We start from the raw sequence: 14,613 nt of genomic DNA, 5'->3' as shown, positions 1-14,613 counted from the left end.
CCCATCAAACAGGGCTATCATCCTGCCTCATATCGTTGAATGAGGTGCGGCTATCAATTTTCATGACAGCCGCAAAAAACTTCTAACTTACAATTTCAAAGTAATGTTGAAAGAAGCACTTCAAAACTTGTGAACTGCTGCGCAGGCGTATAATTCTCTGGAACGAAATAGCGATATACCCTGGCATCGTAGGGTGCCGATACGTAAAGCACATCCCCGCCATTACCTGGAGCTGTACCCAGGCGAAGCAGTGTCGGGGCGCTGTTACCCAGTATTGAGTAAACCCATCCTGAACCTGCATTTTCCGCCAGGACAATGATAGCTACAGCATTTCCGGAAGAAGTATATTCCACTGAAAAATAGACCCTCCGCTTTCCTCCCTGAACCGTGGCCGCCAGCGCTGCTGACGTGTTTCCCTTCTCTGGCGGGACATACGCGATCTGCTGCTCGCTCCATGCAGACCCCGTCCATGTCGCAACGTAGACCCCGAACTTACTGAACCAGGTCCCCGAAGGATCATCCACGGTTCTGAAACGGTAAGTTATATGCGACAACCCCTCTCCATCAAACGCAAATTTTGCAGACTGAATCCCCATCGCCAAACCCGTTCCTGATACGGGGTTTTCTCCGGGTTGCATAGGCTTGTATGCCAGTTGTCCCTGAGTTACCGGCATAGACAGAAGCGAATTATTGATTGAGCGCATCAGTCCATCAGCCCCAATAACGCCGTACTCTCCGACATGACGCACAGCCGCCGAGGGGTAAGGAGCCCACTCGAAAATGAGGTGAACCCCATCGCCCAGCACTGACATATCGTCCGGATAAACCGACCTGTTATCAGTTTCAGCAACATGCGCATAGCGTGACCAGCGCCCCTGAATAACATCATAACGATAAAGAATGCCTGAACGCTTAGTTTCACCAACAGTACTTCTGTTAGCTACACGCATCATACAGTACACGGCCCCATCTGGTCCGCGACCAACAATCGGGTACGTCCACACCCAATCCACATCAGGAAAATCAAGAGTCGCATCGACCATCTCCGATACATCACCCGGCGCAGCACTTCTGAAATATCGCAACAGATTTACATGCATAGAAGTGAATACGTGAATGTATCCGGCACCATCAACAATAACTGAAGGGTTATTGTGTCCGACATCATTATTGTATACCGCCACAGAACCATCGATATTCTTGCACAAACCGCTCGTTAGCGTTCCGTCAGCATCACGCTTAACGATTTCTACCTGGTGTTCTCCTGATGTACCAAATTCTTTGCAAAGGCCGTAATATTCTAACCCTTGAAAGGAATCAAGAGGGTGCCACCATCCTGCCTGATTGCTCTCAGATGCCGAGTCTGAGATCAAGGATATTGTCAAATTAGCCATTAACCGTCACTCCAAGATATCGCGCACGTTTAATCAGTCGATCAGCTACACTCTCCATCTCACTATCACTCAGTTTACGATCGTAGACAGCTGCGCCATAGCCTGCCCAGGCCGCTGCTGCACCTGCAAGGTTTGACCCGCCGATCCACGTTGAAGTGGTGCCGCTATTGGCTGCTGAGGATGTCGATTTCTGAATGCCGGACGCCGTCAGGATGCCGAATGCATGCCCGGTACTGTCTCCGTTAAGAAAAACAACAAAAGCTCCAGAAGATGGAGCAGTTATATCTGACACGCTCGTTCCTGAATCCATAACTCGCTGCAATTTTTTGCTGGAATTAGTACTGATACGGATGTTTCTGTGTCGCAGTATTGACGCGTCAGTACCAACATCGACAAGTGCGATGACGGTATATTTATCCTGATTGATGAATGACCCTAATGTCAGGCGGCTATCTGTGCCTGCAGCAGCGGTAACACCTATTGAGGCCAGTTGGGCAATTCCTGACAACACAAATGATCCACCCAGACTGCCGAAGTTTTTAAGTCGACGAGCTGACGGCAGCGCATCGCTTTCCAGATTGGCCCACGCTAAAGGACCTGACACTGGGGGAATATAGTTGTTGGCATATGCTGATGCGTCAGTACCAGCGGCCATGATTGCTACGCCCATAACATGAACTCCTATTGCCTATTGTAAGTTAAGTGAACGCTCAGACATACGCTGGCGGGAATTGAGATAAACGTTTTTAACTTCTTGCGAAGAAAGTGCGTGGTCGAAATAGATAAACTCTGCAATATCCAGATTTTTTGTTTTGAACATGGAGTTATCACACCACCCATTACCAATAGCGATGTTGCGCCCGGAAAGTATTAATCGGTCAGAATCAGCCTCACGCAGCATCTGGTAATTTTCACCACCCACGCTAATTGCCTGGTAACGCAGTCCGCTGCCCTCAAGTTTCACCACATGTGAAATGAACAGCCATTGCCCGACTGGCGGCTGCAGTGTTGGATAATGCCGTGAGGTGCCGCGATAACCTGAAATTTTTGAACGTATCCAGCGTCGGTCAGCTCGATCAGAGAAAAGAGATAACTGATTGCCAGTGTAGGTATCGTCGTCATCCCTGAGCACATAGCCATTCTGTGTTCCGTAAATCACCACACAATCCGTCTGCGCCGCCTGCTCAGGAATTTTTACAACTGCACAAATAGTATATTCCCCAGTATCAGCGATATCGGTCATCAGCGCCCCACCCCAGGCGGAGATCGAAATGTAATTGTTATTGAATTCCGGCGCGGCCTGCGGTGTCAGCGTTTTATACCCCACGCGGCTTGTATACGACGTGGACTCATAGCCAAACAGCCAGTGCGCTGCTGCGCTGCTCTCCAGTACAGAGGGCACAGGTTCGACGCTCCCGCCGCCTCCATTCTTGCTGACCACATCACCATTTAATTTCACGCCTTCGATAACATACCCGAAGGGGTCAACGGTACAGCGTGCCCAGTCCGGCGCGTCAAATATGATGTTATCCCCGGCATACAGCCGCCCCTGCTTATCAACCAGAATCAGCTCGTTCCCGAATTCATCAGGTAAGGAAATAAGCGACTCTGAATCTGACAACTCATTATTTCCGGCAACCAGTGCGCCTCTTTCGGAAAACAGATTCACCGCATAACCGAAATCATCAACCAGCGTCAGTAGTGGCCCTGTCTCTGACTGGATCAGTCTGAGTTTTCTCGTTTCGAAACTATTCTCAGTGATCCGCCCGGCTTCATATCCCCATTCATCGCATAAAGAGAGCATGGTCTGGTCATCGCTGCCGAATATCAGACCTGTTCGGGCCATGACCTCCGCAGTTACTGCCTGGCTGATGGCCGCAACCAGGTCATACGAAGGCATCCTGCGCCCCGTCGCCGTCAGCGTCCCGGCGACGTTCATAACCTCAATGGCCAGCGCGCTGTCGTCCGGGCTGCGGTAATACGTGGTCGACCCTACCGGAATGTTCGCAATATCAGCCTGAGCATCGGCAAGAGTCATGTACTGGCGGCTCAGAGGGATGATGTTCTGCCGCACCTCATCATTTTTCGCCATCATGCCACGCCAGGTATCCAGAGGCTTCCCGCCGCGATCGTTTACCGTTTCCTCTGGCCCGTTCACCAGCCGATCAGCCCGCTTGACGTTATCCATGAATATTTCAGGCGTCGTCGTTCCCAGCGGCGGATTCAGTTCATCAGCCATGTTATTTGCTCCAAAAAGAGGCTTCGCGCAAACGAGGGTTTGTGCGAAAGAAAAGTTGAATGGTTTTTTTTGGTATTAAGCGACGTTGCCGGGGTATGTGGCATCGTCGTAATCGTAAAATTCAGAGCGGTATTGTCGGGCGGTTACCTCGCATGTCCCGTCATCCTGCGGGACGACTTCGGACACAATGGCGTGATACAGGTCGCTCTCAGAACTGCAGAAAATTAGCTCCGGCGGTTCGATGATCGGATCACCCATCAGAATATCGGCAAACTCAGATTGATACGGAACGGATACTTGATAGCTGTCTCCCGTCGGTGACGCCTCAAATAACCGTGACGCCGTACCATCCTGATACCGTAGAAAGATTCGCGGATTTGCAAACGTCCAGTCCAGCGGCTCCGATACGTCGAATATTGTCACCCCACCAGCAGTAGCCATTGACTCAATCAGGCACGAGATTGTATTACTACCTGGGATATCATCCGTCAGCACAATGCGATCCCCGACGTTGTAGCAGAGCGCGTCCAGCTCGGTCGTCGTTTTATGCGTCATGCGCTGCAGCTGGTATTTCCTCAGTCTGCGCATACCAATCTGGTATGCGTGATCCGGATTACCTACGCCGTCAGCGCTATATGCCTCTATTTTCAGCGGCGTCGGGTTGCCTGGCAGACGGCATTGCACCGTTTCTTCTGCCCACGTCGTACTGTTGATGTAAGTAACGTCAACGCCATCATAATCGTCGTCAGTCACAGTGCTGAAATCGGTCTGCATCTCGGAGACCATCTCATGAGGGGTTATAGCCCCGGTCCAGGGTTTAACCCCTTCCCGGCCGACTGACGCAACGGATTGGGTATTTAGCAAAAAATAACCTTTACCGGCCGCGGCGATTTTCTGCAGCATTTCCAGTGCAGAGATACTGTCTCCCGTAAAATAATCGAAGGTTTCTCCGTTCGGGGTCCAGTACGCCTGCTCCAGAGCGTCAATCGCTACCGTGTCCATCTCCATACCCAGAGATCGCCCGACGTGATACAGCGCGCCAGAAATACTACGGGCAACGCCGGAATCATAAATCCGCGTGGCTACAACGTTTATACGTTTATCTGACTGCGCAGCCAGTTTTCCCCCCGTCTCGACCGTTGCCCCCATCAGGGTGACGCCAGCATAGGATGATGGTCGAGCCAGTAGCCGACCACGTAGCGCCTGCCAGTACATCGAGTCGCGGGCGTTATTGGACCCCTGCTCGTTCCGGCGCCTGCAGCGGACCTCGACGAGCCCCGGTGAATCCAGGTCAAAACGCTCAGTGAAACCGAGACCGTTAACGTTCTGGAGCGCATAAACGCCTTGTTTGCTCGCCCAGCCGGTGCCCGATCCATAAACACGGTACTGAATTTCCCACTCGCAGTGGCGAATGCGTTTTTTCCCCTTGCTGTCGAATCCACAAATGCCAGACGGGAACGAGAAATTCACCTCGAACGCATCGACCACTTCGTTTTCAGGGCAGACCAGGAAAGGCCCCATCCACGTATCATTGTCGTTTATGCCGGTAGCCTGGTAGTCGATCATCGTACGCGGCGAAAAACCAAGCCAGGTGGGATCAATAACACCGTCAACCAGCCGCTGAACCGTTGCGGTCGTGCCGTCTGCGTCGGCAATGCGGTATTCGTTTCCGCGATGAGCCAGCGCCAGCCGTTGTATTCCCTCCGGTATCCCGGAAAATGCCACTCCGGTTGCGCTACCATACGCAAGCGTGACGTTAGCAGTAATCGCCGGGCTGCCACCGCTGGACGCGGTACCGGAGGTGAAAACAGGACCGTCGCCAAAAACGGTTACCGGCAGCGATGATGAGGTAATGTTTCCGCCGAGCCAGGGGCTCGCAGCCTCAGCAATCAGCACAACACCGCCGCCATCCTGTGCCAGCAATCCTGACCCGGTCAGGCCCTCGTTTATCACCGCCAGCAGGCCGGACATATTCGTATAGTCTGCAACGAGGGAAACTGTGTATACATTCCCCTGCCAGGTGATCGTAAACGTCTGTCCAGTGCCTGAATAATCGTAAGTCGATGGAGAGGCATTTGCTCTCAGGCTGGCAGCATTTCCGCCCGTTCCCGGTATTGCATCCTCCTTTGCCGTATACGTTGCAATAACCAGCTCGTATTCAGTGCCGTTAATTTCCAGGGTAACCGGCATACCCGGATAGGGAATAATTTCACTCAGCCCGTTACTGGCCAGAACGCTGTAACCCGACGAGGTTGAAACGAGAACGTTCATCGGGGCGGCGATCGTTACTATGGCACCCTCAACCCAGGACTCCGGCAACGCGTTGCCATCGTCGTCGTCATCGTTGTCGTCGTCCAGCCCGTTGAATGTCACCGACGCGCCGGAAACCGTCATGCTATCAGCCGTGATATCGGTAGAGTCTGGTGACGTCTGGGCCATATCAAGGCCGCTACCGCTGGTCGTTCCGCCAACTTCCGTCGAGTTCCACCAGTTTTCACTACGCCGATCTCCAGTCACGTCGGCGCCAGGTGAATAGACGTTGTAGTTGAACAAGTCCCCTAATGCTGAAATCGGCGTTGAACCCACCCGAATATCGCCATTCGTAAATGCAAAATTGCCTTTCCCCAGGCAAACCATCATTTCGACCGTCATTAGCGTCGGATCATCAGGGTTAAACCGGGTCACGGGTTGCACAACATAATCGGGATAGATACGGCAGCGGCCAAACACTTCGCGAATGGGATCGCCCAACTTTGCCTGGTTCGCTTTGGCCGGGTTTAAATCAAGCCCCAAACCATTTGAGGATGAGTAGCCGCCTTTGTCCATGTTCGACATGGTGATCAGCACATACACAGCGGACGCAGCAGCAATAGCCGCCGCAGCCCATGCCGCGATAGTCGTCGCCGTCACCCCCTCACCCGGGATCGGGTAAACTTTTACGTCGCTTTCAGCGCTGATAAAACATAATGGCCACTCTGCCGGCGGGACCGACTTACCGTTAACCTCGAATGCAACGCGCTGCACCATATCGTTACGATAATTCTCAACATGTTGGGACATCCAGTCATGAATGGTCGTATCCCGGTGCTCATGCGTTTCCAGCGGCTCACCAGGCAGACGCGACGGGTAAAGACGAATTGTCACTGGTAATACTCCACTTTCAGAAACTGACGCTCAAAACGCGCCAGGGGGAGAATGGTTACGTTGCGTCGGGGGTTGCATTCGATCACGTAAAGCAATCCCTCCATTTCGACGACGACGCCCAAATGGCCGATCATTTTTCCCATATAGCAGGCGGCGACCGCGCCGTTACATGGACTGCAGGGAGTCAGGTCACGCGAAAAATTCTCGCAGAACTCCCCCATTTCAGGACTACCACGCTCTTTAATCACAGCCTCAAATGCAGGCCATTCAGGAAGCCCGAGGTCACGGCGAACCTCATGTACAATGCCGTAGCAGTCGAGAACAGGAAAAGCACGACCGCCCATCTGCCAGCGGACAGTCAGGTATTTATCAATGTTGAGCATGGGATACCTATCGGGAGTAACGAAGACCCTGGAAATAGTTCAATATGTAGCGGTCTCGAGGCCAGGCATAATCGAGCATGTTTTTAAATCCGGCGGTAACGTTTACCGTAAGCGGTGTCCAGGAGCCCCCTTTAACTGGCATGGGCAAGGGCGGCTCAGCTGGCGCGCTAAGGTCGGTGGAAATGTATTTCCTGAATGTGATGCTGGCACTGGAGATGGCATCAATGGTCCTGCGTATAGCAGTGGACACAACGCCATCAATGTTGCATAGCATAAATTTCAGGTCCTGCGTGCCGTCCTCGTTTCTGGCGGGAAGTGACAGAACGATGGCGCAGGCTATAAACGTTACGGTAGCGCCCTCTTCGGTAACGGCCGTAATGTCCTCGTACCCCTCACACAAATAATGAGACTGGCCGCCAATATCGATCTGTAACGTACCGATGATGGCCTCAGGCCCGGAGGACGCATAGAGACGGTTAATCGCTGTCATGTTTTGGCCACTCCTTGTTCAGGGCGATGTCGAGTAACGAACTCCCGACAATCCACTCCGGATATTGACCCCAGCCAACCGCCGGAAGCGGCCGTTCCCATAACTCAATGGATGCGGAATACCGCCAGTACAGGCCGCCTTCAGGTGTGGGGCCTTCATAAATATCGTTAAACCTGCAGACATAATTCTTTTGGCCGACAGGCGTCAGCAGCGGCATGTTGAACCAGGCGCTGCCGTCCGTAAGAACGTCCCTGAACCAGGCTTCAAAAGTCTGTGCCTGAGCATCGTTAAATATCCATGCAATATCCGTATTGGTCGGCACAGAGGTGTAGGCTCGCCGCTGTCGGCGGCGACCCGTTACCATATCGGTACTCTTTAGAGGAGATACGGGCTTCAACCCAAAACTTTCTTTCAGAGGGCCCGGCAAATAATCAGAGGGATAAAATATCGATGTTGTAATTGCCATCAGCGAATTTTCCTCCCTGAGTTAGTTTTCACCATTAATGCCCTGTGCAGGTCACCCTGTCCGGCAGTCACCGAGTTGACGGCTTTTCGGTATCCGCGTTCGGCACCCTCAGCCGCGGCTTTACGCACCAGCGCTACCGTTGCATCGGAAGGGTTACCATTGATAGGGATGTTGATATTAGGGGCGTAGACAGCACCACCGCCGGTTGACTGCGTGGCTACTCTGTCCAGGGTCGCATCAAGTTTCGCGCTGGTTTTCGCAGTCGTGACGCGTTCGCCTTTCTGCAAGAGCCAAGTTCCTGTTTCAGGTACGGAGTCGATGCCGTCATGGGCTTGACCCTGAAGAGCAGAACCTATAGCTGTCATGAAGACACCCGCAGCAGCTGCTGCTGCAATAGCTTGCGCAGGAGCGACCGCAGGACCAACATAGGGAACACCAATCCAGGCAGTGAAGGCGCTTAAAGCCGCCATTGCAACCTGAGCAGCTGCATATTGCAAAAGTGCAGTACCTATCGACTGTATAAAGGTCCCGGCAAAATCCTTAACATTTAGTTTACCTGTTTCTGCCCAATCAATGATCATATCAGTTAAGCTGCTGAATGCCTGCGCACCAACCTGCTGCATATTGGTGTATAAATCCATAGACGCTTCTATTTGCGTTGCAAGCCCAGAAACAAAACCAGCAGTACCATCATTTTGTAATTCATCCTGTTGCTTATAATATTCAGTCTGAAGTTCAAGCCTTTTATTCAGAGCGTCCTGTAATGCTTCTGTTTCCGCATCATAAAGGCTTTTGGTGATATCACCTGACTGATACTGACTTAACAGGTCTTCCTGTTTAGACTGGAAATCTTGCTGAATGCCGTTACGTTCCTGCATTCGGTTACGCTCACGGTCTCCAGAGTAACGACCTATAAACTCATTATCATGACCTTGCTTGACTAAATTATTTTGTTTCTCTAAACCGGACACATACTCTGCAACCTTTGCATTTTCCTGATTAAGGCGCAGCTCTTCTTTTTTAGAGTCAAGAGATTTTGCGGCAGTACGGAGTTGTTCTTTTTGGTCATCTGATAATTTTTTCAGATTTCCGCTGGTAATATCAAAGTTTAATTTTTCAAGCTCGGTAACTTCGGCTGTTTTCTTTCCAGTAGTTTCAATAAGTGCAGCTTGTTTTTGTAGTTCTAGTAGTCTACCTTTGAATGCATTGTCTGCTGGGTTGCTCTTAGCCTTATTTTCTTGATTACTTTCGCCACTACCAAGGCTGTAATCATTATCATTTAAAATTCTTTGAATTCCTTTTTCAGCAGATGCGTTGTCCTGTAATAATCTCTTACGCTGCTGTAATGCTTCTATTTCCTTTTGAATTCCATCAATGTTACCTTGTGAACCATATTTTCTAGCAACTTCATTGCCTGGAGCATTATATCTTGCGACTTGTCCTGCCAGTTCAAGAAGCCTGGCATCAATTGCAGATGAATTATCATACGAGCTTACATCAACTCCATTTATTACCTGAGTACCAACTCTCGATGAAAACCTTGTTGCAATCGCAGCTAACTTTCCTGCCTCAGCTGCGGTACGAATCATAAATCCAGCCAATTGAGCCACACCAGATACAAGATCTGATAACCCCTGCAAGACTGATGGATCAGTGAGTGTGTTTCTTATGTCGCCAAACGCATCTTTGAGTGGATCAAGATTGACCTTTGCTAACCCGCTGGCAATTTCAATTTTCAATCCCTTAGCGCTGGTTTCAATATCCTGAAAAAACCGATTAACCTTAACAAGGTTGTCTATATCCTCCTGAGGAGGGGCGACGCCAAAATCTTTTGACAACTGAATAAATTGCTTTAACTTTTCATTGTTGTTGTCAAACAACGGTAGCATTTTTGACAGGTCATTCCCGAGACTTTCGAGAATATTCGTTTTCCCGGCCTGAGTGGGTATTTTCTGTAATGCTTCACTGATTGCCATCAGTTGCTTATCTGGGGATTGTTTAGATAACTTTTCCGCCGATAGTCCCAGAGTATCTAAAGCTTGTGCCGCTTCACCAGATTTGTTTAGTACGGCATCACCGACTTTATCGTTAATATCTTTAAAAATGTCAGCAATATTATCGCCTGTTAGTCCTGCTTGCTCGGCTGCATATTGCCAGGATAACAAGTCTTGAGTGGACATTTTTAACGACTTAGCCCAACGATCTGCTTCGGTCACCTGCTGGGCGGTGCTTTTCACAATAGAAAGTCCGGCAACACCAATACCTACAGCAGCAGTAGCGGCGGCAACTCCAATAGCAGCAATGGATGATCCCACAGCTTTAGCATCTTTCTTTACTTGTTCGCGCCATTTTTGGGATGACCTTTCGGCTTTATCCATACCCTGGACAAATCCGCCAACCTTTGCTATCAGGTCAATTGTTAATGTGCCGAGGGACTTGCCAGCCATTGAATTTTCTCCAGGCAATAAAAAACCCCGCCGAGGCGAGGTTTGAAATTAATTACGAAAATTTGGTAGTGAGCTATATGTCTTAACTAGCGTTCTCGCAACCCGGCAGGCTACGGTCAATGATCAAGTTCCCCTCGACCCTCAGACCAATTTTGCCAAACAGGAAGGCGTGATTTAACTGAGTAACAACGACATCAGAAAGGCCAACAGCGCAGCGATCTTTCTCAATCGCACGGTCAGCTGCTGTTTTCACGTTAGGAATCCCGGTAGGGAAGATGATAACTGGATAGCTATCTTCTGCGGTTACACGCTTGCCTTTATAGAACTTGCCACCATTCAGATTGTAGTTTTTGGTACTAGCTACAGTCAGGTCCGCAACGCGTACCGTACACCCTGTCAACAAAAGCGCACCCAATGCCACTGCCAATATTTTTTTCATTCCATGTTTCCTTTGATTGCAATCGGAAACATCCTATCACATGAAATTAACAAGGCAAATGTGGGCATCCCTGTCATTTTAAGCGGGTTTCAATTACTGGGAGGTGCAAATTTAGCTCATAGAATGCCAAGCGCTATACTGAATTATTGATATCAGTCCCAGGTTTTCATGGCTTCTTCAAGCGATACAGAAACCTCATTGATATGCGGAGCGAAGTCACTTACCTTGTACGGCGGCGTATTCTTAGCCTTATTGATGTTGGCGAGAACAGATGCAACCAACGCTGCCCCCCACTCTGTGCGCATCATAATGTTAAGCGGACCATACTTATTGCGGTACTTTACCCACATCTGAAACTCACGAAGGCTCATTCGCTCCTGAGCCTCCGCAATAGTTCGCCCGCCGATGCCGTTCATAACTAACTCACACCAGAATTCGTCTTCTCCTGTGAGTTCGTAGTCTTTCCCAGCTCGTTGACCTCCTGGATCACAGCCAGCAAGGCAATAACAATTGGCCCATCGAGCGCGCCACGGTCTTCGGATGCAGTTCCGAGAATGTCCTCCTCGGTGAAGATTTGCTTGCCTTCCTCATCACAGATATGGGCGGCAATGCGGCCAGCCACCGGGTCAGATTTTCCGTTATAAGCCAGCAGATCGGCTTTTGTGGTGTGGTAACCCATCGGGCGCACAAAGACGGTGGCGGTATGTTCTTTCCCGTCACGACCTTTCCATTTGATTTCTTTCTCTACCGGACGGCCAGTGAATGCCCCGAACTCTTTTAATGTGTCGAGAGTAAGTTTCATGTTGTCTCCTGTTAATGAAAAACCCGCAGTTAAGCGGGCTGAATACTGTATTCGCGCGATTATTCTGGGAGAGCGTTACAGAATCCCGGTAAACAGATCTGACCCTGCTTATCCAATTTCTCAATGAGAGAAAGCAACTGTGGCTTTTTCTCTTTTCCCCAACGCCGCAGCAGACGACCAGACATACTGGCAACGTCCTTCTCTTTCATGAACTCAAGCATCACGGCGTTGCGCTCTTCTTCAAATTGACGGCGGCCAACCTGAAGCATTGCGTACATCCAGTTGAAGGCGTTGATGTAGGCGATCTTGATTCGCATCGCCTCTTTTTTGGTATAGGACATAACCAGAAGCATCAAGCCATCTTTACGGAGTCGATAAAATTTCTGCGGCTTTCCGTTCTGCAACTCATTGTTTTTATAGCAAAGCTCAAAATTGAGTTTTGTATCGAACTCAGGAGGGCAAGCCTCTATAGTCCGCTCAATGTCGCGAATTACGTTTTTAGGTAGTTTCCCAAATGCTTTTGCTACCATAAATGAGTCGGTGACTGGATTGTTATCAGCCACAAAAATCAGATCACGAAAATCTAAGCCGTTAATTAAAGTTGGATATTGCATGGCGATTACCTTTCAAAAAAGAGACCTCTGCTCACCAGAACGGCCATGCCCGAGCGCACCATGCTGCGATGGCGTTCTCAGAGGTCGCTTTTGTGAATGGTCTCAGGACTGGATTGCGCGGTGAGTGCGCGGTGAAATGCTGGTAAAAAGCCCGGCAGACCGGGCAAATCATTACGCTGCTGCTTTAGGTACCCAGACCGCCGATCCGGATCGCTGGATAGTTGCGGAGGTGGTAACCACGGCATTTGCCTGAAAATCGAACGGGAAATCGGAAACGTAGCCCTGAAAGATGAACCAGGTGCGATCAGACGGAAGCACCAGACCATCAACAGCATCTTCATCGCCGGAAGCCGCAACGGTCGGGATGCTGGTACCATCTGACCAGCCGAGCGCAAAGGTTAACTCTGCCTGATCGCTACTCTCAGAAAGGCCATGCAGCATAATATGACTGGCGTTCTTCGGGTCAGCATTCAAACCGACTGTCGCCGATGCCGGTGTTTTAAGCCCTTTCAGATAAGTACGGGAATCTCGCTCACTCAGGCAGGTACTCTCAATCTGGTCGGCGGGGTTGCCGCCAGGGTTGAAGCTGGTGATACATTCAACCTCGCTGACCACGCCAGATTTCAGCACAAAGAGTTGCGTGCCTTGCGTTAATACAGACATTTTTTAGTCTCCATAAATAGAAAAACCCGCTCAGAGCGGGCCAGTTTGGGGTTGTTAGTTACCTTAATGCGATCATGTCAACATCAAAGGAATAGTGGTATTTCAACGTGGAATCATTACGGCTTTGTTCTCCCCAGCGGGTGATATAGGCTTTTCCCTCGATAGCATCACGCAGTGCTCTGGCCACAGCCATCACGTCAACTTCAGTATTGCCATATATATCAATCTGAAGAGAGTAACGGTCAGCATCAGGCCGCTGGTTCAAGTAATTTTCAGGGTAGCCATCAATGTTTTGCCACACGGCATAGGGGTAAACGATATTGTCATCCTGAATCCCGAAGGGGTAGAACCTGACGGGGTTGATACCCAATAAATCCTTTACAGCCTGGCTTGCCGAGCATACAGAGAATATTGGCGCAATCATACGGACGTTCCTTTTTTGGCTGCGCTACGGACGGCACGATCGATAGCCTTTTCCAGTTCCAAAGCGAAAATATTAATTACGTCAGTATCAACACCATTCATTGCCGGGCGTAGTATTGGTCTCGCGGCCATATGCTCGGTCCCGAATTCCAGAAATCGCCAGTACCAGGTATCACCACCGGGATTACCTTTATCTCCGGCTGTATTATAACTTTTACCCGCCCTGCCTTTGCGGACGTTGGCCTTTGTATTGGCATATTGCCTCGCACCGCCCATTACCCCGACACGAAAGGTAGGATCGCCCGTTCTGCGAAAGGCTTTGCTGCTGAAGCTCACGACAATATTTTTATAGATGGCTTCTTTAGTAAGAAAGTTATCGACACGAGCGGCGTTATTTCGAGCCCTGTCCCGGATGACGTTTGCTGCTTTACGTAGCGCTGCACGCCCGGTTTTATTGCGGGTCACCTGTGAGACGGCATCCATCTTGCCCAACACCGACTCAAGCCCGGTAAGGTTAACCTCTACACCATCAGCCATCGTTCACCCCTTCTGAGCAGGGCAGCGTCAGATATTCCCTGCCGCTGCGCGGGTCTGGTAAAACGCCTTCAATGTTGTAAATACCATCGCGATACACAATCCTGTGCTTTCTGGTGACGCCCGCCCGGTAACGAATCGTTATTCGTGTGGTGACTTCACCCTGTGACGCCTGAGCCGCTATAAACTCCCGCGCTGACAAGGGGGATACTTCGGCCCAGATGTTTGCGACATCTCGCCAGGTATTAATTACGGCTCCCGTTGTCGGGTTCTGCTCTTTTACCGGCTCCTGCAGGGTAACCCTGTGACGCAATTTCCCGGCCTGCATGTTACCCCCTGGGTTTACCGCTCAAATACGTTTGATGCTCTGGAGCTTCATCCAGTTCACCAGCCAGTGACTGGATAATCACATCACAAAGGGCTGAGTTAGATTCAGCCAGGCGGTTTATCGCTTCCGTCTGATCTCTCTGTGCTGCGGTTTGTTCGCTCAGCGCTGCTATCAGCGCGTTTACCTGTTGCTCGTTCATAGGCTATTTTCGTCCACTTTTTTAACCATTCACGCCGACGGCGGCACC

Annotated in this window: 17 protein-coding genes; all 17 read right to left on the bottom strand. The window is 50.4% G+C overall.

The window, feature by feature from the left end:
* Nucleotides 1-95 precede the first annotated feature (95 nt).
* The 17 genes from DA718_RS12825 to DA718_RS12745 all read right to left on the bottom strand — a co-directional run bounded on the left by DA718_RS12825 (nucleotide 96) and on the right by DA718_RS12745 (nucleotide 14,565).
* Entirely contained in the window at nucleotides 96-1,394 is a 1,299-nt protein-coding gene (locus DA718_RS12825; RefSeq protein ID WP_130624374.1) for a BNR-4 repeat-containing protein, read from the bottom strand.
* Entirely contained in the window at nucleotides 1,387-2,064 is a 678-nt protein-coding gene (locus DA718_RS12820) for a hypothetical protein (RefSeq protein ID WP_112217349.1), read from the bottom strand. Before DA718_RS12820 ends, DA718_RS12825 begins: the two co-directional genes overlap by 8 nt.
* A gap of 18 nt (nucleotides 2,065-2,082) precedes the next feature.
* On the bottom strand, nucleotides 2,083-3,633 hold the full coding sequence (locus DA718_RS30940; RefSeq protein ID WP_112217350.1) for a hypothetical protein: 1,551 nt from the start codon (nucleotides 3,631-3,633) through the stop codon (nucleotides 2,083-2,085).
* Nucleotides 3,634-3,708: 75 nt separating this feature from the next.
* Nucleotides 3,709-6,777 (bottom strand): host specificity factor TipJ family phage tail protein, encoded by a 3,069-nt coding sequence (locus DA718_RS12810; RefSeq protein ID WP_112217351.1) that lies wholly within the window; start codon nucleotides 6,775-6,777, stop codon nucleotides 3,709-3,711.
* Nucleotides 6,774-7,160, bottom strand: a complete 387-nt coding sequence (locus DA718_RS12805; protein ID WP_112217352.1) for a nitrite transporter — start codon at nucleotides 7,158-7,160, stop codon at nucleotides 6,774-6,776. The genes DA718_RS12810 and DA718_RS12805 overlap by 4 nt, the downstream gene beginning before the upstream one ends.
* A gap of 7 nt (nucleotides 7,161-7,167) precedes the next feature.
* On the bottom strand, nucleotides 7,168-7,650 hold the full coding sequence (locus DA718_RS12800) for a DUF1833 family protein (RefSeq protein ID WP_112217353.1): 483 nt from the start codon (nucleotides 7,648-7,650) through the stop codon (nucleotides 7,168-7,170).
* Complete coding sequence (locus DA718_RS12795; protein WP_112217354.1) at nucleotides 7,637-8,116, bottom strand: hypothetical protein; 480 nt, start codon at nucleotides 8,114-8,116, stop codon at nucleotides 7,637-7,639. Before DA718_RS12795 ends, DA718_RS12800 begins: the two co-directional genes overlap by 14 nt.
* On the bottom strand, nucleotides 8,116-10,563 hold the full coding sequence (locus DA718_RS12790; protein ID WP_112217355.1) for a phage tail tape measure protein: 2,448 nt from the start codon (nucleotides 10,561-10,563) through the stop codon (nucleotides 8,116-8,118). Before DA718_RS12790 ends, DA718_RS12795 begins: the two co-directional genes overlap by 1 nt.
* Before the next feature lie 82 nt (nucleotides 10,564-10,645).
* Nucleotides 10,646-11,002, bottom strand: coding sequence for a hypothetical protein (locus DA718_RS12785; RefSeq protein ID WP_048325263.1), 357 nt, complete (start codon nucleotides 11,000-11,002; stop codon nucleotides 10,646-10,648).
* Nucleotides 11,003-11,154: 152 nt separating this feature from the next.
* Nucleotides 11,155-11,418, bottom strand: a complete 264-nt coding sequence (locus DA718_RS12780) for a phage tail assembly protein T (protein WP_112217356.1) — start codon at nucleotides 11,416-11,418, stop codon at nucleotides 11,155-11,157.
* Nucleotides 11,419-11,420: 2 nt separating this feature from the next.
* Nucleotides 11,421-11,804 carry a phage tail assembly chaperone family protein, TAC gene (locus DA718_RS12775; RefSeq protein ID WP_112217357.1) on the bottom strand — a complete coding sequence of 128 codons (384 nt, stop codon included), beginning with the start codon at nucleotides 11,802-11,804 and terminating at the stop codon, nucleotides 11,421-11,423.
* A 59-nt stretch (nucleotides 11,805-11,863) separates the two neighbouring features.
* On the bottom strand, nucleotides 11,864-12,418 hold the full coding sequence (locus tag DA718_RS12770; RefSeq protein ID WP_112217358.1) for a Rha family transcriptional regulator: 555 nt from the start codon (nucleotides 12,416-12,418) through the stop codon (nucleotides 11,864-11,866).
* A 171-nt stretch (nucleotides 12,419-12,589) separates the two neighbouring features.
* Nucleotides 12,590-13,081 carry a phage tail tube protein gene (locus DA718_RS12765; RefSeq protein ID WP_112217359.1) on the bottom strand — a complete coding sequence of 164 codons (492 nt, stop codon included), beginning with the start codon at nucleotides 13,079-13,081 and terminating at the stop codon, nucleotides 12,590-12,592.
* A gap of 58 nt (nucleotides 13,082-13,139) precedes the next feature.
* Nucleotides 13,140-13,505, bottom strand: a complete 366-nt coding sequence (gene gp17 / locus DA718_RS12760; protein ID WP_112217360.1) for a tail completion protein gp17 — start codon at nucleotides 13,503-13,505, stop codon at nucleotides 13,140-13,142.
* The gene (locus DA718_RS12755; RefSeq protein ID WP_112217361.1) at nucleotides 13,502-14,041 is read right to left on the bottom strand and encodes an HK97-gp10 family putative phage morphogenesis protein; all 540 of its coding nucleotides are present in this window, start codon (nucleotides 14,039-14,041) and stop codon (nucleotides 13,502-13,504) included. The genes gp17 and DA718_RS12755 overlap by 4 nt, the downstream gene beginning before the upstream one ends.
* Nucleotides 14,034-14,366, bottom strand: coding sequence for a phage head closure protein (locus DA718_RS12750; RefSeq protein ID WP_112217362.1), 333 nt, complete (start codon nucleotides 14,364-14,366; stop codon nucleotides 14,034-14,036). The genes DA718_RS12755 and DA718_RS12750 overlap by 8 nt, the downstream gene beginning before the upstream one ends.
* Before the next feature lies 1 nt (nucleotide 14,367).
* On the bottom strand, nucleotides 14,368-14,565 hold the full coding sequence (locus DA718_RS12745; protein WP_112217363.1) for a hypothetical protein: 198 nt from the start codon (nucleotides 14,563-14,565) through the stop codon (nucleotides 14,368-14,370).
* Nucleotides 14,566-14,613: the final 48 nt, after the last annotated feature.

This window comes from Klebsiella huaxiensis (assembly GCF_003261575.2).
In the GTDB taxonomy this organism is placed as follows: domain Bacteria; phylum Pseudomonadota; class Gammaproteobacteria; order Enterobacterales; family Enterobacteriaceae; genus Klebsiella; species Klebsiella huaxiensis.
This window is presented reverse-complemented; position numbering and strand designations above follow the sequence as displayed.